The following is a 20,532-nucleotide window of genomic DNA, read 5'->3' on the forward strand; positions in this document are numbered from 1 at the left end:
TATGCATGCACGTGGTTCTCAGGTTAATACCCACGTTCTGGTGCGGTTATTTTTTCCGGAGTGCGATCTCGATTGCGATCCTGAGATCTTTATCCTCGAAGGGTTTTGAGATGAAACCGGCCGGCTGGGTCTCGGCCGCCCGGACAATGATCTCATCGTCGCTCTGGGACGTAAGATACACGAGCGGGGCAGCAGTTACCTCTTTCAGCAGCTTCGCGGTCGTTATGCCGTCGGTGGGTCCTTCAATTTTGATATCCATCAGGATAAGATCGGGATGGTGTTCTTTTGCCATTTTCACGGCATCGGCGCCGTTGGTCGCCGTTCCGCAGACTTCGTAGCCGAGCTTCTTCAGGCGCCAGATGGCGACCCGTGAGACAATATCGTCATCTTCAACAAGAAGGATCTTTGTCATCGTTCATTCACCTGTACATCACGCACGTCTTTTTGGATCATGCTCTCTGCACTCTTCCCCTCGTACGGCCTCCATACACCTTTTGGAACCGTGATCTCGAACAGAACCCCGCTCCTGAATACCCCGGTCTCCCGGATGGTCAGGCCGGTTATTCCTAGGATCTCCCGGATGATAAAGAGGCCGAACCCGGTATTTTTGCCATATCCCTGCTCAAAAATCAGGTTCTTCTCATCGGGCGGGACGCCTATGCCATCGTCGCGGTACCGGATAAGGAGAGCCCCATCCGGCACCATCTCTGTTTCAATCGAAATGTTCCGGACCGATCCGCCATGCCTGAAACTGTTGTCCATCAGGTTATAAAAGACCCTGCCGAAAAATGGATCGGCATAAATCTCGGCATCGGATCCGGGCAGATTCAGCTGGATAGAATCCCGCCCGATTGTCGATGCCGCGTACCTGATGCTCTGGCAGAGGCTCTGCCATTGCGGAGCCTTCACCCCCACGCTCTGGTAGTCCTTGGTAAAGATAATCTGGTCCTTTATCTTGATGATCAGATCGTGGATCTCCGAGGTGAGCACCTGCGCATTGCTGTCTGGCATAATCTCACCCAGCATATCGCAGAGGCCGAGAAGTCCGGTGATATTGTTCAGGACATCGTGGCGCGTCACGCTGTTCATCATGTTCAGTTTCTGGTTCGTCACCGCAAGTGCCTTCTCGAGCCGTTTCTGGTCTGCTATGTCAACGATAATCCCGCGTATTCCCGCATATTCATTTTCCCTGACGATTGGCGACGCGTACATGATAACCGGAAGCTTCTCCCGGTCCATTCTCATGAGGGGGAACTGGAGCGGGGGCACCTCTTCACCGCCAAGAATCTTCACGCATGATTCCCTGAAATGGCCCCGGTCAGCAATATCGACGAGGGAAAAGGCATCCATTCCTTTCGTAAAGTCATCGTATGAATACCCGGTGACATTCATTGCGCCCATATTGACATAGGTGAACCGGAAATTCCGGTCCGTCTCGAAGATAAACTGCGGGATGAGCTCGGCCAGCTCCCGGAACCGCATCTCGCTTTCCCGGACTGCCAGTTCAAGGCTTTTCTGTTCCGCGATATCAACGATGACCCCCCGGATTCCCGCAACGCGGTTTTCACCGATGATCGGGGAGGCATAGATGATAGCGCGAATTTCCTTGCCGTCAAGGGTAACGAGCCCGCATTCAAGGTGGCCACTGGCACTATCCTGCAGAATGTGGGCAAAAAAGCGCTGGGCAGACGGGCGATCAGACTCCTTCAGGATATCATATATGCCGGTCCTGTTCTGCGACAGGTCGTCATAGGCATATCCCGTCATCTCAATGGTATTCCAGTTGAAGAAGGTGAACTTCAGGTTTTCATCCAGTTCAAACACGATCTGGGGCAGGAGCTCGGCGAGTTCCCGGAACCGGGTCTCGCTTTTCTGGAGCGCTTCCTGTGTCCTGAGGGCTTCGGTTATATCGACGACGATGCCCCGGAACCCTGCGAGCGCTCCGTTACGATAGACCGCGGCGGTGTAAATATTGGCGGGCATCAGGGACCCGTCCTTCCTCCTGCAGTGGTACACATCGTACGTGGTTTTCCTGCCCGTGAGTATCATGGACAGGTTTCTCTGTACCAGCTCCCATTCTTCCGGAATGATGAAATCCCGCATGTTCAGGCCTGAGTCAAGCATTTCCCGGGTGATCCCGAAGACGTCGGCAGCATACTGGTTCGCAAAGAGAAGCCTGCCGGCCGTGTCTATCTCATAGACGAACTGGGGGAGAAGCTCGGCGAATTCCCGCGACCATGCCTCGCTCTCCCGGAGTTTTATCTCCGTTACGCTGAGGTTTTCATAATTGGTCCGCAGTTCCTGCTCGACGGCAGCCAGCTGCTCGTATGCAGCATTGAGCTCCTTGTTCGTCTGAAGAATCTCCTCTTCCGCGCGTTTCCATTCGGTGATATCCCTCGCGACAGCTAAAATGACCTCCTGTCCGGAGAACTGGTATTTGCGGGCGTTCACTTCAATGGGAATTATTGCCCCGTCTTTTCTCCTGAATTCAGCATAAAATGTATTGAACCCTCTTTCGGCAATCACTTTGCTGATCTCCGCCACCTCTTTCAGGTGAGCTTCCGAAAGGATATCCTTCACGTCCATCGCGAGGAGTTCTTCCCGGGTATACCCCAGCGCGCTGCACATGAAATCATTCACCTCAACGAATTCACCGGGAGCGCCATCCTGCCCGAGATGCATAAAGATCGCATCATTTGCATTGTCGAAGACACTGTGGAACTTTGCCTCACTTTCCTGCAACATTTTCTGGCTGCTGGCAAGGTTGTCAAACTGTTGCCGGAGTTCCTGCTCTACGGCGGCAAGTTGCTTATACGCCTTGTTCAGCTCTTCGTTTTTCTGGAGAATCTCCCGTTCCGCACGTTTGCGATTGGTGATGTCGCGGACAAAGGCGATGCTGTATTCGCTGTCCTCCTTCGTGACATAGTTCGACACGATTTCGACATCCATGATTTCGCCGTTCTTGCACCGGTGCCGCGTTGTGAAAAGGAGGGTTCCTTCGTTCTTGAGATTGGTTATGAATCTCTTCCAGATATCCGGGTTGAAATCCGGGTCCAGTTCAAAGATCTTCATGGATAGAAGCTCTTCCCGCGAGTACCCGGTATTCCGCGTGGCCGAGTCGTTCACGTAGAGCATCTTCCCCTCGAAATCGAGCCAGAAGACTTCGTCATAGGCATGGTCAGCGGAGGCTTTGAACAACCTGAGTTCATCTTCCATCCGTTTCCGGTCCGTGATGTCAACGATCGACGCCACGCTCTGGCTGGTACCGAGGAACAGCCCGATCATTACGATGACATCCAGAACTTTTCCCTCGCTGCTGATGATCTGTGCCTCGTACCGGTGAGGTACGGTTTTATCGCCGCCCCTTCTGCGCTGGTGATAGTCCCGCACCTGATCCCGGAAGTGCTCATCGAAAATGGTAAAGTAATTTATCCGGTTCTCAACTTCTTCACGACGGTAACCGAGGAGATTCAAAAATAAGGTATTGGCAAGCGAGATCGTCCCGTCATTTTCAATGACAACCATCGCGGTTCCGGAGTTCTCGAAAAGGGTCTGGTATCTCTGGATGAGGTCCTCCGACGCCTTCTTGAGCAGGGCATGGACAGCAGCCCGGTCCCGGATTGCGCGATGATATTTTGATTCGAGAGAGGAGGATTCCTTTCTGGCACGGTCGAAGGCAGTATTCAGCTTTTCCTGCTCTTCCGTTGAATGCTGCGCGAGGAGCGGTTGCAGTTCGGTCCAGAGTCGGTCAAGCTGTTTCATATCCGGTCAGGGAGGAGCTCGATGGAGACAAGGCTGAGTGTCTCATTATAGAAATCACAGGTCCCGGAGAGGTTGTGCCCTATCTCGCCATAGGTGAAGAAGCCTATCAGCGGGGCATTCCAGAGACCCGATGCCGCGGAGATCTCTTCTGCTACCATAGGCCCTGAAACGTGATGCCGTGCCATGCAGGAGAAGAGGAGGACGAGATCCGCACGGGGGTGCTGCCGGTGCCAGCTCGTGAGATCCTGGACCGATTTTTCGATAGTCTCATGCCCGAACGAACTGGAGAACCGCACCCTGGCTCCCTGGGGCACGGCTCCCGCAAAGACCAGGGAACCGGTCTCGAAATCGACAGCCAGAAACGCACGGAGGACTTCGGATCCATCCGGCCTCCTCACGAGAAGGGGGAAGGATATCCCCATATCCTGGAGGTCCTCATCATTCACATGGAGGTATTCCTTGAAGAGCTCGACCGGGGAGCGGTTGTTGATGGTCCGTACCACGTTCCCTTCCGAGGCGGTTATCACCATTTCCGCCCCCACGCCCTCCCATCCGCTGGTGGCAATGCCGTTCACTTCCACCCGGGACCGGTCCAGTACGATCACTGCCGCACCATCCCCCGACCAGCCGGTATGGGAAAAAACGTAGGTCCCGGAAAATTTCCTGTCATCTCCTGCAAGCCCCCCGAATATCCGGGTCCCGGGGTGGCTTCCCGATTCAATGCCCCGGACCAATGCCTCCCCGTCATTTTTAAGGCCCGCCATGGTGACGATGAAGGCCGGGCTGGCAAACGTCTTCTTCCCCCAGGCACCGATACGCTTCCCGAAGTCAAAGGATGATTCATCGCGTCTCTCAAAGAGTGCCACGGAAAAGACGGACGGATCGATATCGAGCAGACAGCACACGGCTGACTCCTCAAGTACGGGACCTTCTCCCTCCTCCCCCTTCAGGATCTCCCCGCAGGTCGAGCAGCCGAACACGGGGAACCCGGCCGAAGCGATTTGAGAAGCCAGGCCGGGAATACCGAGCGCAACGGAACTGAAGATGATCCCGAGCGTCGGGTGAAAATCTGAAAAATTCCTGATCCCTTCGGAAATTTCCCGTGTAGAATCCGCTGAAAAACAGAAACTATGGGAGGGCATCGCGTTCATACAATGATGGAGGGTGCAGATTAATAAATCTCTTGCTGATCAATCAGGATCAGGACGAGGAAGACATCTTCGGAAGCGGCTGCCCGGACGCTATCTGTCTTCGATCCTGGGGACACCGGGTATTGCCGGAGAACGGACATGGTCGCGTTTCTCCGGGGAGGGACCCGGGCTTGAAGGATCATAAGGGCATCTCCTTATGAAACCGATGAAAGTTCCCAAAAAGGTCGCGGAACGGAAGCAGGCGGCGGGATACGTTCCGTACGGTTCGTTCCCCGGTCTCATGGATGCCGGCAGTCCTGCCGGGGATCCCGGTTCCGGGGGATGGAGTGCGTTCTGGCTTTACCGGTGATCCCTGCCCATCGCGGGTCCGGGTACCCCTCCATTTTATTTACAAGTCCTGCTAAAAGAGACTAAATAATGATCCGCGAATCTCCTGAGGAATTCCTTGAAATTATCCGATCCCATACGCCTGACCCGAAACTGCCCCTTGCAGCGGCACGTCAGGACTTCTCTGCTTTTTACAAGGATATGCAGGAAGAGACGATCGGGAGCACGACCCACCAGGTCGAAAAGGTCATGTTCAGGGACGGTGTCGCGGGGTACTGGATCTCGGTCCCGGAATCGGATCCGGACCATGTCGTCCTCTTTTTCCACGGGGGCGGGTTCACGATCGGGTCAACCGAGGACCACCTCGGCCTCTGCCTGAGGCTTGCACGAGCTGCCGGGACAAAAGTCTTCTCGGTCGATTACCGGCTGGCCCCCGAACATGTCTTCCCTGCCCCGGTCGAAGATGCAGTCGCTGCCTACCGGTACCTCCAGTCACGGGGGTATGCCCCCCACCGCATCCTCCCCGCGGGAATCTCTGCCGGGGGCACCCTCGTCCTCGGGCTCCTTCTCACGGTCCGCGACCAGCACCTGACACTCCCCCCTGCCGCGGTCTGCCTGTCACCGGAAGTCGACATGCTCTTTGAAGGGGAGTCCGTAGCGAAGAACCAGGAGCGGGACTGGATCACAGCTGGCCGCCTCCACGCGATCCGCACCGTCTACCTTGCAGGCCATGACCCCCAGGACCCGATCGCATCCCCGCTCCATGCCAGTCTCGCCGGCCTCCCGCGGCTCTATATCCAGGTAGGGACGCACGAGCTGCTGGTATCCGATGTCGGGAAGTTCGTGGACAAGGCCCGCTGGGCCGGAGTACCGGTCCAGGCAGAACTCTGGGAGGGAATGTTCCACTGCTGGCAGGTATTTGCAGAGCAGATACCCGAAGCCCAGCAGGCAATCGAGCATGCCGGGCGGTTTATCCGCAGCATACAGGCCCGCTGAGGGGGGCGGACTCCCGGGAACGGTGAAGCACCATGAAAACCCTCCCCCTTCCGGTCATCTGCGCGACCGCGGCCCTCCTGCTCGTGGCGTATCCCGCAGCCGCATCGCTCTCCCTCTCCAGCGTCACGTATCTCCCGTCCCCGCCCCTCGTGCCGGGCGGTCAGCAGCACGTGGCCGCACGGTATATCCTGGCTCCCACTGCCACGTGCTCATTTTATCCCGTCGGCGCCTGTACTTCTGCCCCTGCCAGCACGTGCTTGTATATCAGTCCCGGGCCCTGCACATTTTACAGCGGCCACGAGCTCCAGATGCAGACCGGGCTCTCCGGTGCCCGATGGACCATCCAGGTCGTCGTGGATGGACTGAATACCGCAAACCAGACTGCCCGGGGAAGTGCCGCATTCCTGAGCGGCTTCCTCCTGTCCTACTCCTCCTATCACGATGTCTCGTTCATCGTTTCGGTCGACGGGACCGTGCCGCAGGCAGCCGGATCGCAGGTCGTGCTCCTGCAGGTGGAGGAGATCGACAACAGCAACCAGCTTGTCCCGGGCAGCGTGATGGCCATCACGCTGCCGGTGGCGGGGCAGCCGGAGAAGGCCGGGCCGGCGCCATCCCCCGCGTTCCCCCCGGCCCCCGCCCCGACGGCAGTCCCGACCCCACACTCGCCCGGTCTCTCTCTTCCTGCAGTGGTAGCCGGACTGGGCCTCGGGCTCCTGCTCAGGCGCAGGGTATGAGTCCGTGAGATCCAACCTTTTGGCCCCCGCTTCGTATGCGGCATAACCTTCATCTCGTTTTACCGTCCACGCTGTTAGTATGTTTGAACGCATTGGCAGAAGTTTCGAGCTGGTGAAGACGAGCTGGAATATTCTCATGGACGACAAGAAACTCCTCGTATTCCCGGTCCTTTCGGGAATCATCACGATCCTTGTCATCCTCTCGTTCGTCATCCCGCTCTTTGTTGCCGGAAGCTTCCTGAACACGACCAGGCTCCTCTTTTACGGGATCCTCTTCCTGTATTACGTGGTCAGCTACTTTGTGGTGATATTCTTCAACACGGCGCTCATCTCCTGCGTCAGTGCACGGCTGAACGGGAAGGATATGACCGTCAGGGAGGGCCTGTCCAGTTCCGCACGGCATATTCCCGCCATATTCGGCTGGGCGCTGATCTCCGCGACGATCGGGCTCATCCTCCACATCCTCGAGGAGCGGTCAGGCCTCGTCGGGCAGATCGTCCTCTCGATCGTCGGGGGTGTCTGGAGTCTGGTGACGTATTTTGTCGTCCCCGTCCTTATCTTTGAGGACAAGGGAGTCATCGGTTCCGTGAAAGAGTCCTTCTCCCTGATCCGGAAGACCTGGGGTGAGAGCATCATCGGTTCTGTATCGATCGTGGTCATCTTCGTGGCAGTCGGGGTTGTCGGACTCCTCTGCGTGCTTGCAACCATGTTCCTCGGGAACATGCTGGTGTCTGCCGCTGCGGTCATCCTCTTCCTCCTCCTCGTCGTGGTCCTCGCGGTGCTGTACTCCGCGATGCAGGGAATTTATGTCACAGCCCTGTACACGTACGCACGGACGGGCTCGGTCCCCGCGGCGTTCAGCAGGGAACTCATCCAGAATGCCTTTGTCCCGAAGCAGGCCGGCCCCGGCAACATCTGAACCATCCCTCTTTTTGGATCGGCAGACCCTTCTTTTGCCTGCTCCCGCGATCTCCGGTTGCCACCGCCCGCCCGTGGCGGGAGAAAAAAGGTATCGGTTTCATGCGTCAGGACTCCGGCATTTTTCGCAGGTTATTAGAATACCGGTGGACAACAGTACACCATGGCAACGGATGATGAAAAAGGAGTAAAACGACAGCACGGGAGGCATTTCTTCATACCGGCGGGAGTTCTTATCGGCCTTGGCGTGGGTCTGATTGCCGGGTACCCGGGAGCCGGTGTACTGATCGGCCTCGGCCTGGGTGTCATCGGATCCGGGTTCCAGACTGGAGAGTGTGCCGCACCTTCGCGGTGCTCCCACCGCTGGATATCCATGATCGTCGGGTTGTTCCTGATCCTCGTCGGGATCGCTACGGTCTGGTCACCGGCAAATCTCTGGCCGTATTTTGCCGCTGTTTTCCTGATAGCGCTCGGGTTGTGGTTCTTGGCACGCGGCGTCACCAGAACCGGATAACTCTCATCTTTTTTTCCGGGATAGTCCGGATTATCTGAGTCTCCCGGAGCAACCCTGCCCGGACCTCGTCAGGGTGTTGTTCCTGAAGAAACTTCCGGTCACCACATGGTGTAAGCAGGAGACCGCGGTGCTCTCCGCTTCAGGTATCCGGCTGGATGTACCCGCTGCATCCCTTTCAGGGCAGGGTATCGTGTTCACAAACCCTCCGGCAACCGGCGGTCCCCAAACCATATATTTACAAAAATGCACGCCCCATATATTCTATGAATAATTCTGCTGCATGGGCGGCATTGTGCGGCACAACCGTCCGGGAAAAACTTGAATCGCTGGGGATCGGGACCGGCAGGACTTTTGATATCCTCGTTCTGGACGAGACCGCCGGGAGATATGGTATCGACGTTTTTCTTTTTTTTGAAAAAGATCTTGCGCACTCCCACACGATCGGGGAGATCATGGATATGTTCCGGGATGTCTCCGAGTACGAACGGCCCTATATTAACATCGATGCGTTCCTCAGGTTCACGCGGGAAAACGATCCCTCGTTTGCGCAGACCATGCGCGAGTTCCCGCTCATGGTCGAGATCGTCTCGTCCGGGGAATATCAGCCCGGAACCGGCGCCAAAACCGTACCTTTTGTCACCGGGCTGATGCCATTCCTTGATGAACTGGATGCAGCCGGGGAATCTCCGGAGTAGGGTGAAGCGGGCGCCGGAAAAACCGGGCCCGCGGTGACAGTTTTTTCAGGATTGCTGCTTCTTATGCGGACCCGCGTTCCGGGGGGGCTTCCGGCTTCGGACAAGACACTATAAATTTTATGAGAACGCATGTTTTAAGGCATGAGTCTGTTCCCGAAAAAGAATTTGTTCTGGGTTTTTGATACCGTTGTCCCTAGCAAATATCTTCTCAAATTCAGGAAGATCGCTGTTTTTGAGCCGTTCATCGGCAATGATATCGCGACAAGGGGCCGGCTCTCCCACTATGGCTGCGATGAGCGGAAGGAGTTCGCGAGGGATCTCCGGAAGATCCGATCGGAGACCGAACTCCTCCTCGAGGATATCGAGGCGTACCATATCTTCATGGCAGTAAAACGGACCCGGAAGGTGCCGGGCGATATCGCCGAAGTAGGGGTATACAAAGGCGGTTCAGCGAAGATCATCTGCTCTGCCAAGGGTGACAAACCTCTCCACCTGTTCGACACGTTCGAAGGGCTCCCGAACGTGGACGACATCGACATGGTCTGGCCCTTTTACGAAGGGAAGTTCGCTGCCTCGTACGACCATGTCAGGGATTACCTGAAGGACGCCGGCGGGGTCTATTTCTACAAGGGGATCTTCCCCCATACCTCGGGCCCGGTCAGGGAAAAGTCATTCTCGATGGTGAACCTCGATGTGGACTGCTATGAGAGTACGAAGCAGTGCCTGGAATTTTTCTATTCCCGCATGAGTCCGGGGGGCATCATCATCTCCCACGACTATATCACGGCACCGGGGGTAAAAAAGGCGTTCGATGACTTTTTTGAGGCGAAGGCCGAACCGGTCCTGGAAACCGCCGGTTCGCAGTGCCTCGTGGTCAAAGTATAAAAAGAGGATAAAAAAACTCAGGTGTTTTTTTTAAAATTTTCAATCTTTGAAGATAAGTATACCGAAGATAACCAGCAACAGGCCGGCCAGGACAACAACGATGCCGATGAGGCCTTCTACCGCAACAACCACTTCCGGAAGGAATACCCAGATTGCATAAACGCCAAGGGCGCATAATACCAGCCCGAGGATCAAAGAGATAATTCCTGTCTTATCCATAACATATCCCGGATACTATTTTTTTATCTGCTCATATAAGCGTATTGTTCTCATCCGGGAGCCATCCACCCTGTGAAACGGGCGTTTTCCCCGAACCGGAAAGAATCATCGGACTTTTCAGCCGGCAGCACCGTGCAGGAACGATCTCTACCTCTCGTTCGACCTGTCCGGAGCTCATACGGGCCCTGGTACTTTTCATTCCCTGGTTTATCTGGTAAAATATATCTGCTCTGGAGAAATCATCGGTTGTCATAATTGACGCTCTTAGGGGCTACGGCATCTGATGCCTCCGCCCCCGCCGCTTGGGCAGCTCGAAAATATTCTGATAAATATTTTCTCATGTTCCTTCGTCACATCTCGCAAATGTCGAAACATTTTCTCGAGCCTGCCATGCCTTTGGCGATGGCAGCATCCCCCTCTATAGAGATAGTCCCTCATAAGGTCAGTGAAAATCCTGCCAAAAAGGGGGTCGAAGGTCGGCTGATGCCTCTCTTCTCCTCTTCGAGGTCATACGACCTCTCGGAGGCTCAAGGGGATGCTCCCCTTGCGTTGCCTCCCCCTCCGGGGAGACTGCTGTTCCCGAAGGGAAGAGCAGACTGGAGAAGAACTCGTCAGAGTTCTGCGACCTGAGAGTGGGGGTCACGCTCATAACCGTCAAAGAATATAAGCGAATCACACGATAAAATAGGTTTTTTACAGAGCAACTATATCCGGTTCCCCGGTATCTACGCTGAACCCGGTTGTAAGCTTGGTAACCGTATTCCTGATGCCGCGGGACCGGGTTATTGTCTCCGTATCAGCCGCAGGATCTCGATGTCGATCTCCTGCACGTCTTTTGTATGGAAGGAGAATGTCCGTTGTATGGGAAACGAGCCGCCGACCTTCTCGGTGATCTCGCCACGTCCTTCCGTGTATGTCCTGACAAACGGGGCGGATCCCGCATTGAAGATGCCGTAGGTGACCGGTGCGAGGACGAGGGCGAGGTCGATGAACGGGCGGTCGGCGTGTTCCTTCTGCGCCCCGAACGGGGGGTTCATAACAACGGTATCGAACGTTCCCGCCCGGGAAGAGAGCGAAGGGTCTTTCACGTCGGCAACGATAAACCCGGCGTCAGCCTGGAGAAGGGCTGCGTTCTCGTACGCCATCTCCACCGCTTTCGCGTCGGCCTCGATACCGGTGACCGACTCAGCGCCGAGAAGTGCGGCACCAATCGCAAGGATGCCGGTACCACTCCCGAGGTCGCAGACCCTCTTCCCTCCGATGTCCCCTTTCATGAGGGCGTGGTACAGCAGCCGTGCCGCAAGTGGTGCGGGTGTCTGGTACTGTTCGAGGGCAGCACGCGGGCGCGTAAATCCCGCAAGGCGCTGGAGCTTCATCTCGAGGCGCCTGAGTTTCATAGGATCTCGTCGATGGCGTACTCTTCCCAGCTCCTTTTACCGCAGAGGATCTCGAACTCCTGCGGGGAGAGGACGGGAACCGGGAACCGCACCTGGTCGTCGTACGCGAGACGGGGGCAAGCCGTGTTCACGTAACAGGCAAACCCGAGGTTGAGCAGCTCGGCGGGGCTGACCTCCTGCATCAGGACAATGACCGCGCCGGGGTGGAGCGGGACGAGCCGGCGGGCAAGGTCCATCCGCTGCTGCCCGCTCTTGGAGCTGACGATGATGCCCACGCCCGTTGCCCCCTTCGCCTTCTCCATTACGGCGAAACGGCGGCGCAGGAGAGCGTCGCCGTTCACTTCCTCTGCTGTCCCGGTGAGCGGGTCAAGAGCGATCACCCGTGCGCCGGTCGAGATGGCGATTCCGACCGGATGAAAGTGCCCGGTACCGACGAAAAGGACCTGGTCCACGCCCTCAATTCTTGCTGCGGTAAAGGAGCAGCCGAGGACCTGGCCCCTGCAGGGTGTCCGTCCGCTGCCACCGCCACAAACCCGCACATCAATCCCTTTCCTGTGCAGGAACTCTTCCATGGCGGGGATGAGGTGGGCGTGCTGTACCGTGGTGACAAGCCCGGTCGGTTTCCCGGAAAGAAACGGAAGAGCCTTCTCCAGAACTGCACAGTCAAAACCGATCTCGTATGGTTCGAAAATAACCTGCGGCCGGTCATCGACCGGTGTGTGCCCGAAGTGGACCAGCACGTCGGCATATTCGAGTGCCCCGAGTGCCAGGTCACAGGCCCCGTAGCAGGGATCACCGCTGATAATGACCTCGAATCCGGCCTCCCTGAGTGTGCGGGTACAGGAAGCTGCCTTGCGTTTCAGCCCTTCCGGGAACTGGAGGGCGACCCTCTTTGCCCCCCGCTGCTTTAAAACCCCGATGAGATCAGAGGTGCCGTTCAACCACACGCACCTTTTCCGTCACTTCAATTTTGACCAGTGACTTGTACGGGCGCCCGATATCCGGGTTCCCCCGCTGGATCGCGATGCAGACATCCACGACCTCGGCACCGGCAATCTCGAGGGCCTTGAGGAGTGCCCTCATCGTCCCGCCGGTGCTCACCACGTCGTCGATAATGACGACCCGGTCACCCTTGTACACGCCGTTTAAGTAGAGTTCGCCTTTCGAGTAGCCGGTTGTCTGGTGGACGGGGACTTCGTGGGGCAGGTTGTACACCCTCTTGCGCATAATCGTCATCGGGATGTCCGTCATTGTCGAGAGGACCGCGCCGATATGGATGCCCATTGCCTCGATGACAACGATCTTGTCCACACCGTTCAGGTCGAGCACTTTTATCATGGCGCTGCACACGTCGCGGAGGAGTGCGGGTTCTACGATCGGTACGCCGTCCGTAATCGGGTGGATGAAATAGTTGTACTCCCCGCGTTTCACCATGGGGCAGGTTTCAAGGGATTCTACCAGTCTGTCAAGCATGCTGTTCTCCAATATCTGTCAGAAATGCCTCGATGCGGTCCCGGTGCACGTGCGGCATGCAGACGATCCGCAGGTGCTTCCGGCAGGTCCACGAGACTTTCCAAGGTCCGGGGACACGCTCCTTCCCGCACACGAACGTCGCCACATTGACATCCGGTGTTGCCGCCCGCCGGATACCGAATGTCTCCATGCCCGCGATGAGCCGTTCCGTGTTCTTCATGCACCCTGCCACGACCGCCTTCATGCCCTCGACCCCGAGGTAATCGAGCACGGCAAGCGCAGCAGCAACCGGTGCACCGGGGCGGGTGCCGCCAAGCGTGAACTCCTGCTTGACCGTCAGGTACGGGGTGTCGATGTTCAGGACATGGAGCAGGTCCGGGTCCCGCGTGAGCAGGCAGCCCGCCGGGATCGTGCTCATGCCCATCTTGTGGGGGTCAACGGCAATCGTCGTCACTCCCGGAAGGGCGAAATCGAAGGGTACCGGGCGGGAGAGAAACGGGACCACCATGCCGCCAAAAGCCGCATCGACGTGGAAGAAGATGTCGTGCTGCCCGGCAATCCGTGCAAGGTCTTCAATGGGGTCGACCATCCCGTACTCGGTCGTGCCGGCGACTCCCACAAGGGCAATGCTACTGGCATCGATAAATTCTGCCGCGGCATCGGCGTCCATGCGGAAGTCCTTCCCCAGAGGCACTCTCCTCATCCCGAGGCCGAGGATGTCGCAGGCTTTTTTGAACGAGAAATGGGCAGATTCGGGAACGATCACGTTCGGGGACTTCACCCCGGGCTTCAGGACCTTTGCGAGCCGGAGGGCCTGGATGTTGGACTCGGTGCCGCCGCTCGTAGCATAGCCTCCTGCATCCGGACAGTGGAAGAGTGTCGCCAGCCTGCTGACGAGGAGCCGTTCAATCGACGTGGTCCCGGGAAAGAGCCCGGGGTCACCGAGATTGGCCTCCATGAACATGCAGTGTGCCTGCACCGCAACCGGGTGGGGGAGGGTGCACATGGAGCTCAGGATAAACGAATGGTCAATGTCCTCCCCCTTTTTCCGGGAGAAAAATGAGAAGAGTTCTTCTTCAGAACAACCCTTATTCAGCATCTTTTGTTCTCGCGGCTTCCAGGACGATGCGTTTTTCCGTCCGGGCGACCGCCTCGCGGATCTTGGCGATCGCGTCGATGTTTGCCGAGATGCTGGAGATCCCGTGTTCTACCAGCCAGACTGCCATCTTCGGGTCGGAACCCGCTTGGCCGCAGATCGAGCATTCGACGTCGTAGGCCCGGCACATCTGGATCGCGCTGTGGATCAGGCTGAGCACCGCCGGGTGCTGGGGCTGGTACATGTCCGCAACGTTCTCGTTGTTCCGGTCGATCGCGAGCGTGTATTGGATGAGGTCGTTCGTCCCGAACGAGGCAAATTTGATGCCGGCCCTGATGAAGTCCTCGATCATGATGGCGCTCGACGGGATCTCGATCATGATGCCGAGCGTGATCTTCTCGACATCCACGCCGGCCTCCCGCATCATTTCCTTTGCCCGGATGAACTGGTCGGGGTGGGAGACCATGGGGAACATGATGCCGAGGTTCTCGTACCCCTCCTTCCAGAGGCGCTTGAAGGACTCCACCTGGAGCCGGAACTGGTCGGGACTCTGGAGATCGCGCCGGATCCCCCGCCAGCCGAGCATCGGGTTGTGCTCGTGAGGCTCGTTCTCGCCGCCCATCATGTTCCGGAACTCGTCGGTGGGGGCATCGAGCGTCCGCACCCAGACAGGTTTTCCGGGGAAGGCGTCGAGCACGGTCTTGATCCCGTCGTGGAGCTCAACAACAAAATCCTCCTCTTTCTTGTTCGCAATGAACCAGCCCGGGGTCTTGTTGAGCCCGAGGATCAGGTGCTCGATACGGAGCAGCCCGACGCCGTCAGCGCCGGTCGCCGCCGCCCGCTGCGCCGCTTCGGGGATGGAGACGTTCACTTTCACGCTCGTCGCGGTGATGATCGGTGCGTGCCCGGCCACGCCCTGTGCGGCTGCCGCCTTTGCGGGGGCCGCGTGGGCTATCGCGCCGTCGTAGATCAGCCCCGTCTCCCCGTCAACCGTGATCAGCTGCCCGTTTTTCAGCACACTGGTCGCCGTCTTCGTGCCCACGACCGCCGGGGTGCCCAGTTCCCGGCTCACGATCGCCGCATGGCAGGTCATCCCGCCCTCGTCCGTCACGATCGCCGCGACTTTCCGCATTGCCGGCACCATGTCCGGGTTGGTCATACGGGTGACGAGGATGTCCCCTTCCTTTACGCTCCCGGTGTCCTTGACGTCCCTGATGATTACTACCTTTCCGGAGGCGATACCGGGCGCAGCCCCCTGCCCTTTCAGGATGATCTTTCCGCTTGATGTCTGCCCTGGCATGCCCTTTGCCTCCTTCTTCCCGATCGTGGTGATCGGGCGGGACTGGAGAATATAGATAGTTTTGTCCACGATACCCCATTCCACGTCCTGGGGGATACCGTAATGGTCCTCGGCAATCTTGCCGTACATCGCGAGCTTGGTTACTTCCTCGTCCGAGAGAACCTGTGCGTCCTGGCGGGCTCCTGCAATATCCACGACTTTTGTCCCGTTATCGCCATCCGCGATGATCTCGACTTTCTTGTTGGCGATGAAATGGTCGACGACTTTCTCGGCCCGCTGGTCAAAAACATAGTTGTCGGGCGAGACCGTGCCGGAAACAACGGCTTCGCCAAGCCCCCATGAGCCCTCGATAATGGTCTTCGGCTCTCCCGTGATGGGGTGGGACGTGAACATGACGCCGGCTTTCTCGGAATGGACCAGCTGCTGGACGACCACGGCGATGTTCACGGTATGGTCGTCGAACCCCTGCTTGGCCCGGTAGTAGATTGCCCGGGCACCGTACAGGGACGCCCAGCACTTCTGGACGGCGGTCAGGAGTGCTGCCTCGCCTTTGATATTGAGATATGTCTCCTGCTGGCCGGCAAAACTTGCGTCCGGCAGGTCTTCTGCCGTGGCGCTCGACCGGACCGCTACGATGAGGTCGTCTGGAGAGATCTTTTTGTAGGCCTTCTTGATCTCGTCGCGGATCGTCGCAGGCATCTTCGCCTTCAGCACCATGGCCTTCGCACCTTCGGCCGCTTTCTCGAGGGCCTCGTTATCTTCGACATCGAGCTTGTTATATGACGCAAAGATCTTCGCTTCAAGGCCGGTCTCGACAAGGAACCTGCGGAAGGCCTGGGCAGTGACCACGAAGGCTTTCGGGACGGGAAGACCGATCGACGCCATCTCTCCAAGGGAAGCCCCTTTGCCCCCTACCGAGATGATGTCTTCCTTCCGTATCTCCTCGAGCCACAGAATATTAGGCACATCTTTCATGCTCGCACCACTGTAAATGTCAACCTCACCTGTATAATAACTATCATCGTGTTGTCCCGCCCCGGGTCCGGAACAGCTGCAGGGAAGGGCGGGATATTCCGTGATTCCGGGGGAGCACCTGCACGGGAAGAATAACTCTCTTTAAGTATTGTGCTGATATTGTATGGGTTTTTATGGCAAACGCAAAGGTGCTCGTCAGCGACCCGCTGGCGGAAGAAGGGCTTGCGATCCTCAGGGCGGCGTGCGACGTTGATGTCATGACGGGCCTTTCCGAGGACGAGCTCTGCAGGATCCTCGGGGACTACGACGCCCTGCTCGTGCGGAGCGGCACGGAAGTCACCGCGAAGGTGATAGAGGCGGGGAGAAATCTCAGGTTCATCGGGCGTGCGGGTGTCGGGGTCGACAACATCGACGTGGACGCGGCAACGCGGAAGGGCATCCTCGTTGCCAACGCGCCGGAGGGCAACACCCTTGCGGCAACCGAGCACACGATGGCAATGATGCAGGCGCTCGCCCGCAACATCCCGCAGGCGAACGCGAGCCTGAAGAAGAAGGAGTGGAAACGCTCGAAGTTCATGGGCGTGGAGCTGAACGAGAAGACGCTGGGCATCGTCGGTTTCGGGCGTATCGGCCGTGAGGTGGCAAAGCGGGCGAACGCGATGGACATGAAGTGCGTGGCCTACGACCCCTTCATCACGAAGGAACGGGCGGCACAACTCGGGGTCGAGATGATGTCCATGGAGGACCTCTTCAAGGTCGCTGATGTCATCACCGTCCACACCCCCCTGATCGCAGAGACCCGGCACGTGGTCAATGCGAAGAGCATCGCCACGATGAAAGACGGCGTCCGGATCATCAACTGCGCCCGCGGCGGTATCATCGACGAGAAGGCGCTCTACGACGCAATAAAGAGCGGCAAGGTGGCCGGGGCGGCCCTCGACGTCTTCGAGGAGGAGCCCCCGCTCGAGTCCCCCCTCCTCTCTCTCGACCAGGTCATTGTCACGCCGCACCTTGGTGCGAGTACGGTCGAGGCACAGCTGAATGTCGCAGTCTCCGTTGCAAAGCAGTGCATCGAGGTGCTCAGAGGCGGTTCGGCGAAATATGTCGTCAATGCACCCATGGTCCCGCCGGAGCAGGCGGAAGTGCTCGAACCCTATGCCCAGCTGGCCGAGAAGATGGGCAGGTTTGCCATCCAGACCGCCGGAGGGCGTCTCTCGTCCGTAGAGTGCATCTATGGCGGGGAGCTTTCAGCCTATGCAGGCAGCATGAAGTTCGTGACGCGGCTTGCCCTCAAGGGACTCCTTGACCCGATCCTCCAGGAGCCGGTCAATATCGTGAACGCGGAGTTTATCGCACGGGAGCGGGGCATCGCGGTCAGCGAGACGGTCACGCAGGAAGCAAAAGGGTTCAAGAACCTGATCACGATCCGGATCAAGACCGACAAGGGCGGGGAGTCCGTCAGCGGGACCGTCTTTTTCAAGGGCCGGAGCCGGATCGTCGCCGTCGGTGGCTATACCATGGACATGATCCCCGAAGGATACGTCATCGTCTCCCGCCACCTCGACAAACCGGGAGTCATCGGCAGGGCTTCGACCATCCTCGGGAAGTGCAACATCAATATAGCGGGCATGCAGGTCGGACGGATCAACCCCGGAGAGCAGGCGATCATGGTCCTGAACGTGGACAGCGAGGTCCCTGCAGCAGTGATGGAGGAGATCCGCGGGATGCCTGGCATCTTCACCGCAACGTTTGCCAAGATATCGAGTGAACTGATCTGAGAATATTTTTTAATTCACCTTGCAGCAATCATTAGAGAATAAATTGAGTAAGTAATTTGCGATACCAACACAACGATTGCGATGAGGATCCTGCGATACGAATGAGCAGTTCGATCCCTCGCGGGATAGCCCCCCTCTCGCCCTCTTCCGCGGCAGGGTGGGCAAGCACCCCTGCCGCATTTGGGGGTCCAGCCCTCCGGGCTTAAGTGCGGTTTCATGGACTCTCCGATTAATACCCAATAGGGAAGACACTCAGTGAGACCCATGACACTATCCCCATGGGCTGATGCCTGATCAGCGGGGACTGCCGAAGGCTGTGGAGAAGATTTTCATTTTAAAAAATCTTGGACTGCGAAGCCGAAGGCGCAGCTCTCAGGAGCGGATAACGTTGGTTTAGATCTCTCCCCCCTTGCAGCCCGATCAGCCTAAACATGCGGAGGGGGTCGGATGGGGTAAAAATGATCCTGCACGGCTAAAGGTTCTGGCGACCTGAACCTTGCCCACTTTCCGGAATGTCCGTCGTTGGATCCGCCCAGTGCGGGATTGCGGGGCAGCATATTCACGGTGCCATGTGATGGCTTCATGCGGGATTACCCCATCCGACCCCCCCACACCTTCCGGGATCTGGGCCGGAATCCAGCAAATTTACGACAGTGAATATAGGATTTCTGGAGGTGGGATGGTCAGGGGGGTCGGGTGGGTTATGATAGGAGACAGTTGGATCAATCCGACCCGGATTTTTAAAAAAGACAGGACAACTCCGACCGTTCCTGAATAAAAAAGAATACTGCCAGCAACGGCTGGTAGCTGTCTCGTGTCTACGCTTCTTCGAATTCCAAGGGGTCATAGGACCCCGATGAGGAGAAGAATGCGTCACCATTCCTCGGATTCCGACAGGTCAATAGACCTGGACGATGAGAAGAACGCATCAGCGTTCTTCGAATTTCGAAAGGTTCATCAGAACCTTAAGGACGAGAAGAGTGCCTCAGCACTCTTCGTAGATCTTCACCGGTATCGGCAGGATGTCCGGCCGCTTGTCTGTCATGATGTACGTATACGACAGCACGTGTACCATGTATTCAAGGTAGCCTTTTGCGAAATCAGAGAGTGCCTGACTGCGCTTTCCGAGTATCAGGACATGGAACCACTGGATGAACAGGACAATGAACGCGATGATCCCGTAGACCCCGAGGACGATGCCTATGAGGATCCAGTAGACGATACGGATGAGCAGTTCGAGACGGCCTGCATCGTGTTCGAAGAGGAAGAGCTGTTTCTGTGTTGGTGTTTCATCGGTCATAATATACCAGTCCAGTGATTGGGGAGTCCGGGAAATAAACCAACCGCATTATCCGCTTTCGACGCGTATCCAGCTGCGGAAACAGGACACTAATTTTTAATAATACCAGAACAGATGTTATAGAGCATCATCCTTTCGCGGGCTCGTGGTCTAGTTGGCTATGACGTCGCCTTGACATGGCGGAGGTCCTGAGTTCGAATCTCAGCGGGCCCATCGTTCTCTTTTTCGTGTAGTGTACGTGTACAACCAGGACCGCTGCGGGATAATCCAATATCCGGACGCTGCCGGGCCGGAAAACAGGATTTCAGGAATTTATGGTCCCCCCATTGTCGGAAGATCCGGGGCCGGTTTTCCCGGACCTGCATTCGGGTAACGATCTGGCCGGGGGAGTTGAGGGACAAACGTATATAGGTATATAAGGTACAGTGAACCTGACACACATGAAGAGCACCTATCTCCTTATCGGATGCATCTGCCTCCTTGCATGGGCGGTTATGCCCGCACAGGCATTCACGGCAAAAGCGCTTACCATCAACCTTGATGCGAACGGTAATGCGCAGGTGGATTTCCAGTATGACCTCTCGTTCGCGGAGCAGGCCGCGGTATTTGTCAATATTGCCAACCCCTCTGCGGAACTCAAGACAGCCCTCGAAAACAACCTGAACCGGCAGGTCACCGTTGTGAAGGCGGATAGTTCCTCTGCCGATGTGATCATCCCCTCCTTTGCCACGATCAGCCTGTCTAACGGGACAGAGACGATGACGACCCCGGCATTCTCGTTTGCCAACGCTCAAGCGGCGATCAGGCAGTACTGGTGGGCCGGGCTCATCTCGGTCGACATGTCACCCGATGTGACGACCATTACGTTCCCGGACGGTTACCAGGCAACGTATAACTACCAGATCAGTTTCCCGTCCGTCTCCCATCAGATTGGGTGAACAGGTTTCTGCCCTCCGTCCCCGATATGCAGGGAGATTGCCGGAACCGTGCAGAAACCAATTTTTATTTTTCG

19 protein-coding genes and 1 tRNA gene are annotated in these 20,532 nt (G+C 57.2%); 10 read left to right on the plus strand and 10 right to left on the minus strand.

Going from position 1 to position 20,532, the window contains the following annotated elements; genetic code table 11:
• Nucleotides 1–46: 46 nt before the first annotated feature.
• Genes ABSB80_RS03055 through ABSB80_RS03065 form a run of 3 tightly spaced genes read right to left on the minus strand, consistent with a single transcriptional unit; the run spans nt 47 to nt 4,913 of the window.
• Complete coding sequence (locus ABSB80_RS03055) at nt 47–412, minus strand: response regulator (protein ID WP_428368038.1); 366 nt, start codon at nt 410–412, stop codon at nt 47–49.
• Nucleotides 409–3,762 (minus strand): PAS domain S-box protein, encoded by a 3,354-nt coding sequence (locus ABSB80_RS03060; RefSeq protein WP_428368040.1) that lies wholly within the window; start codon nt 3,760–3,762, stop codon nt 409–411. The genes ABSB80_RS03055 and ABSB80_RS03060 overlap by 4 nt, the downstream gene beginning before the upstream one ends.
• The gene (locus ABSB80_RS03065; protein WP_428368042.1) at nt 3,759–4,913 is read right to left on the minus strand and encodes an FIST signal transduction protein; all 1,155 of its coding nucleotides are present in this window, start codon (nt 4,911–4,913) and stop codon (nt 3,759–3,761) included. The genes ABSB80_RS03060 and ABSB80_RS03065 overlap by 4 nt, the downstream gene beginning before the upstream one ends.
• Nucleotides 4,914–5,109: 196 nt before the next feature.
• Here ABSB80_RS03065 and ABSB80_RS03070 point away from each other — a divergent pair, with 196 nt between their 5' ends.
• From ABSB80_RS03070 to ABSB80_RS03100, 7 genes are all read left to right on the plus strand, one after another.
• Nucleotides 5,110–5,262, plus strand: coding sequence for a hypothetical protein (locus ABSB80_RS03070; protein ID WP_428368044.1), 153 nt, complete (start codon nt 5,110–5,112; stop codon nt 5,260–5,262).
• Between the two features lie 68 nt (nt 5,263–5,330).
• Entirely contained in the window at nt 5,331–6,236 is a 906-nt protein-coding gene (locus tag ABSB80_RS03075; protein WP_428368046.1) for an alpha/beta hydrolase, read from the plus strand.
• A gap of 32 nt (nt 6,237–6,268) precedes the next feature.
• A complete protein-coding gene (locus ABSB80_RS03080; RefSeq protein ID WP_428368048.1) occupies nt 6,269–6,970 on the plus strand; it encodes a hypothetical protein in 702 nt (233 codons plus the stop codon).
• A 79-nt stretch (nt 6,971–7,049) separates the two neighbouring features.
• Nucleotides 7,050–7,889, plus strand: coding sequence for a DUF6159 family protein (locus ABSB80_RS03085; protein WP_428368050.1), 840 nt, complete (start codon nt 7,050–7,052; stop codon nt 7,887–7,889).
• A 162-nt stretch (nt 7,890–8,051) separates the two neighbouring features.
• Complete coding sequence (locus ABSB80_RS03090; RefSeq protein WP_428368052.1) at nt 8,052–8,402, plus strand: hypothetical protein; 351 nt, start codon at nt 8,052–8,054, stop codon at nt 8,400–8,402.
• Between the two features lie 263 nt (nt 8,403–8,665).
• Nucleotides 8,666–9,097: a hypothetical protein gene (locus tag ABSB80_RS03095; protein WP_428368054.1), complete on the plus strand. Its 432-nt coding sequence runs from the start codon at nt 8,666–8,668 to the stop codon at nt 9,095–9,097.
• Nucleotides 9,098–9,238: 141 nt separating this feature from the next.
• A complete protein-coding gene (locus tag ABSB80_RS03100) occupies nt 9,239–9,982 on the plus strand; it encodes a TylF/MycF/NovP-related O-methyltransferase (RefSeq protein ID WP_428368056.1) in 744 nt (247 codons plus the stop codon).
• 39 nt (nt 9,983–10,021) lie between these two features.
• On the opposite strand, the gene ABSB80_RS03105 is transcribed toward ABSB80_RS03100, so the two are convergent.
• The 6 genes from ABSB80_RS03105 to ppsA form a co-directional block, all read right to left on the minus strand.
• The gene (locus ABSB80_RS03105; protein WP_428368058.1) at nt 10,022–10,201 is read right to left on the minus strand and encodes a hypothetical protein; all 180 of its coding nucleotides are present in this window, start codon (nt 10,199–10,201) and stop codon (nt 10,022–10,024) included.
• 782 nt (nt 10,202–10,983) lie between these two features.
• Complete coding sequence (locus ABSB80_RS03110; RefSeq protein ID WP_428368060.1) at nt 10,984–11,598, minus strand: METTL5 family protein; 615 nt, start codon at nt 11,596–11,598, stop codon at nt 10,984–10,986.
• On the minus strand, nt 11,595–12,545 hold the full coding sequence (gene dph2 / locus ABSB80_RS03115) for a diphthamide biosynthesis enzyme Dph2 (RefSeq protein WP_428368061.1): 951 nt from the start codon (nt 12,543–12,545) through the stop codon (nt 11,595–11,597). The genes ABSB80_RS03110 and dph2 overlap by 4 nt, the downstream gene beginning before the upstream one ends.
• Nucleotides 12,523–13,071: a hypoxanthine/guanine phosphoribosyltransferase gene (hpt, locus tag ABSB80_RS03120; RefSeq protein ID WP_428368063.1), complete on the minus strand. Its 549-nt coding sequence runs from the start codon at nt 13,069–13,071 to the stop codon at nt 12,523–12,525. The genes dph2 and hpt overlap by 23 nt, the downstream gene beginning before the upstream one ends.
• Nucleotides 13,064–14,170 carry a tyrosine decarboxylase MfnA gene (mfnA, locus tag ABSB80_RS03125; RefSeq protein WP_428368065.1) on the minus strand — a complete coding sequence of 369 codons (1,107 nt, stop codon included), beginning with the start codon at nt 14,168–14,170 and terminating at the stop codon, nt 13,064–13,066. Before mfnA ends, hpt begins: the two co-directional genes overlap by 8 nt.
• A complete protein-coding gene (gene ppsA, locus ABSB80_RS03130) occupies nt 14,160–16,442 on the minus strand; it encodes a phosphoenolpyruvate synthase (protein WP_428368067.1) in 2,283 nt (760 codons plus the stop codon). The genes mfnA and ppsA overlap by 11 nt, the downstream gene beginning before the upstream one ends.
• A 173-nt stretch (nt 16,443–16,615) precedes the next feature.
• On the opposite strand from ppsA, the gene serA reads away from it, so the two are divergent.
• A complete protein-coding gene (gene serA / locus ABSB80_RS03135; RefSeq protein WP_428368069.1) occupies nt 16,616–18,220 on the plus strand; it encodes a phosphoglycerate dehydrogenase in 1,605 nt (534 codons plus the stop codon).
• 985 nt (nt 18,221–19,205) lie between these two features.
• On the opposite strand, the gene ABSB80_RS03140 is transcribed toward serA, so the two are convergent.
• Complete coding sequence (locus ABSB80_RS03140) at nt 19,206–19,520, minus strand: DUF4389 domain-containing protein (RefSeq protein ID WP_428368071.1); 315 nt, start codon at nt 19,518–19,520, stop codon at nt 19,206–19,208.
• 139 nt (nt 19,521–19,659) lie between these two features.
• Between ABSB80_RS03140 and ABSB80_RS03145 the strand changes: the two genes are divergently transcribed.
• Both ABSB80_RS03145 and ABSB80_RS03150 read left to right on the plus strand, forming a co-directional pair.
• Nucleotides 19,660–19,733 (plus strand) — tRNA-Val (locus ABSB80_RS03145).
• A 227-nt stretch (nt 19,734–19,960) separates the two neighbouring features.
• The gene (locus ABSB80_RS03150) at nt 19,961–20,458 is read left to right on the plus strand and encodes a hypothetical protein (RefSeq protein ID WP_428368073.1); all 498 of its coding nucleotides are present in this window, start codon (nt 19,961–19,963) and stop codon (nt 20,456–20,458) included.
• Nucleotides 20,459–20,532 lie beyond the last annotated feature (74 nt).

It is taken from the genome of Methanoregula sp., assembly GCF_050010295.1.
GTDB lineage: Archaea > Halobacteriota > Methanomicrobia > Methanomicrobiales > Methanospirillaceae > Methanoregula.

Excerpts from the sequence above, each read along its gene's own strand:
- ABSB80_RS03095 (WP_428368054.1), top strand. The coding sequence starts at position 8,666 with ATGAATAATTCTGCTGCATGGGCGGCATTGTGCGGCACAACCGTCCGG.
- mfnA (WP_428368065.1), bottom strand. The coding sequence starts at position 14,170 with ATGCTGAATAAGGGTTGTTCTGAAGAAGAACTCTTCTCATTTTTCTCC.
- ABSB80_RS03110 (WP_428368060.1), bottom strand. The coding sequence starts at position 11,598 with ATGAAACTCAGGCGCCTCGAGATGAAGCTCCAGCGCCTTGCGGGATTT.
- ABSB80_RS03070 (WP_428368044.1), top strand. The coding sequence starts at position 5,110 with ATGAAACCGATGAAAGTTCCCAAAAAGGTCGCGGAACGGAAGCAGGCG.
- serA (WP_428368069.1), top strand. The coding sequence starts at position 16,616 with ATGGCAAACGCAAAGGTGCTCGTCAGCGACCCGCTGGCGGAAGAAGGG.
- ABSB80_RS03150 (WP_428368073.1), top strand. The coding sequence starts at position 19,961 with ATGAAGAGCACCTATCTCCTTATCGGATGCATCTGCCTCCTTGCATGG.
- ABSB80_RS03090 (WP_428368052.1), top strand. The coding sequence starts at position 8,052 with ATGGCAACGGATGATGAAAAAGGAGTAAAACGACAGCACGGGAGGCAT.
- ABSB80_RS03080 (WP_428368048.1), top strand. The coding sequence starts at position 6,269 with ATGAAAACCCTCCCCCTTCCGGTCATCTGCGCGACCGCGGCCCTCCTG.
- ABSB80_RS03065 (WP_428368042.1), bottom strand. The coding sequence starts at position 4,913 with ATGAACGCGATGCCCTCCCATAGTTTCTGTTTTTCAGCGGATTCTACA.
- ppsA (WP_428368067.1), bottom strand. The coding sequence starts at position 16,442 with ATGAAAGATGTGCCTAATATTCTGTGGCTCGAGGAGATACGGAAGGAA.
- ABSB80_RS03085 (WP_428368050.1), top strand. The coding sequence starts at position 7,050 with ATGTTTGAACGCATTGGCAGAAGTTTCGAGCTGGTGAAGACGAGCTGG.
- ABSB80_RS03100 (WP_428368056.1), top strand. The coding sequence starts at position 9,239 with ATGAGTCTGTTCCCGAAAAAGAATTTGTTCTGGGTTTTTGATACCGTT.
- hpt (WP_428368063.1), bottom strand. The coding sequence starts at position 13,071 with ATGCTTGACAGACTGGTAGAATCCCTTGAAACCTGCCCCATGGTGAAA.
- ABSB80_RS03060 (WP_428368040.1), bottom strand. The coding sequence starts at position 3,762 with ATGAAACAGCTTGACCGACTCTGGACCGAACTGCAACCGCTCCTCGCG.
- ABSB80_RS03075 (WP_428368046.1), top strand. The coding sequence starts at position 5,331 with ATGATCCGCGAATCTCCTGAGGAATTCCTTGAAATTATCCGATCCCAT.
- ABSB80_RS03105 (WP_428368058.1), bottom strand. The coding sequence starts at position 10,201 with ATGGATAAGACAGGAATTATCTCTTTGATCCTCGGGCTGGTATTATGC.
- ABSB80_RS03140 (WP_428368071.1), bottom strand. The coding sequence starts at position 19,520 with ATGACCGATGAAACACCAACACAGAAACAGCTCTTCCTCTTCGAACAC.
- ABSB80_RS03055 (WP_428368038.1), bottom strand. The coding sequence starts at position 412 with ATGACAAAGATCCTTCTTGTTGAAGATGACGATATTGTCTCACGGGTC.